The following is a 1,395-nucleotide window of genomic DNA, read 5'->3' on the forward strand; positions in this document are numbered from 1 at the left end:
TGTAGGTGTGGAACTCGCTCGACGAGACGGTGTCGAGCTTGCGGAACTTTTCGAGGAATACCGGATCGGAAAAGAAGATCCCGACATCGCCAGCATCGGAAATCGCCTCGATGTTCACGACGGTCAGCCCATCCGTGCTCTTGGCAAGGTTGCTCCACAGGAAACCGGGCTTCTGCTCGGCGACGTAGTGAACGACATCCTGGATCAATCGGAATGCTTCCTCCTGCTTGCCAGGATGAACGTGAATGACATTGACGATGAATGTCGTTGCGGCGGGCTGGATCGTGAAGGCGGGGATCATGTTCGTCTCCTTGTTTCGGAAGGCCAAGCGATAGCGGACGGTTTGTTGCGGAAAAACAGGCCGTCATTCCGATGACTACAGAATAAAATTCCGATAATAGTCAGTGCATGGACAAACTCACAGCGTTCGACGCCTTCGTGCAATCGGCTGAAACAGGCAGCTTCGTTGCAGCTGGTCGCAAGCTCGGCCTATCTGCCTCTGCGGTTGGCAAGGCGGTGGTGCGGCTCGAGCAACGGCTGGATGTGCGCCTGTTCCATCGCAACACGCGCAACATGACGCTGACCGAGGAAGGGCGGCTGTTCCTTGAACGCTGCCGCCGCATCTTCGAGGAGGTCGAGGCAGCGGAAGCCGAGCTTGCCCGATCCAATCGGACGCCGAGAGGGAGGCTACGCGTCAGTCTGCCGCTGGTCGGCATGCTCCTGACGCCGGTGATGGCCAACTTCATGCGCGCCTGGCCCGAGGTGCAGCTCGATTTGGATTTCAGCGATCGGCTGGTTGACGTTGTGGAGGAAGGGTTCGATGCGGTCATTCGCACCGGGCAGCCCTCGGACAGCCGGTTGATGAGCCGCAATGTTGGAAGGTTCAAACTGAAGATTGTCGCCTCGCCAGGCTATCTGGCACGGTGCGGCGTGCCGGAAACCCTTGATGATTTGACGCATCACCAGTGTCTACACCAACGGTCGCCGAGCACGGGCAAGCTACGACCCTGGCCGTTTGCTCGCGGACAACCGCAGGGGAAGATTGTCCTGCCCGAACGGATGAGCGCGACGGCGGTCGATCCGCTGATCGAGTTGGCCATCCGAGGAATGGGCATTGCCTGTCTGCCGCCCTTTGCGATCCGGAGCGAGATCGCTGATGGCCGTCTCGTGTCGATTTTGGATGAGTGGGTGGAAGAAACCGATCAGTTCAACGTTCTCTGGCCGGCCAGCCGCCAGATCACGCCCAAACTCAGAGTGTTCATCGACTTCATGGCAGAACATCTGCAACCGCAGTAGGTGCCGCGCCGCGCGCCAGCAGCCGGCTCGGAACGGATCAAGCTCTAGAACCAGTCCTCCCAGATCCCAGCCACGCCCCCCGATCCTGAAATACCGTGG

The 1,395-nt window shown here is 59.4% G+C and carries 2 protein-coding genes; one reads left to right on the top strand and one right to left on the bottom strand.

Annotation, left to right across the window (positions count from 1 at the left end; genetic code table 11):
• A partial coding sequence (locus tag AC1RT2_RS32130; protein WP_493108495.1) for an antibiotic biosynthesis monooxygenase occupies window positions 1–301 on the bottom strand: 301 nt, incomplete at its 3' end.
• 107 nt (window positions 302–408) lie between these two features.
• Here AC1RT2_RS32130 and AC1RT2_RS32135 point away from each other — a divergent pair.
• Window positions 409–1,296: a LysR family transcriptional regulator gene (locus AC1RT2_RS32135; protein ID WP_069061970.1), complete on the top strand. Its 888-nt coding sequence runs from the start codon at window positions 409–411 to the stop codon at window positions 1,294–1,296.
• Window positions 1,297–1,395: the final 99 nt, after the last annotated feature.

The organism is Shinella sp. GW821-FHT11G07 (genome assembly GCF_058808115.1).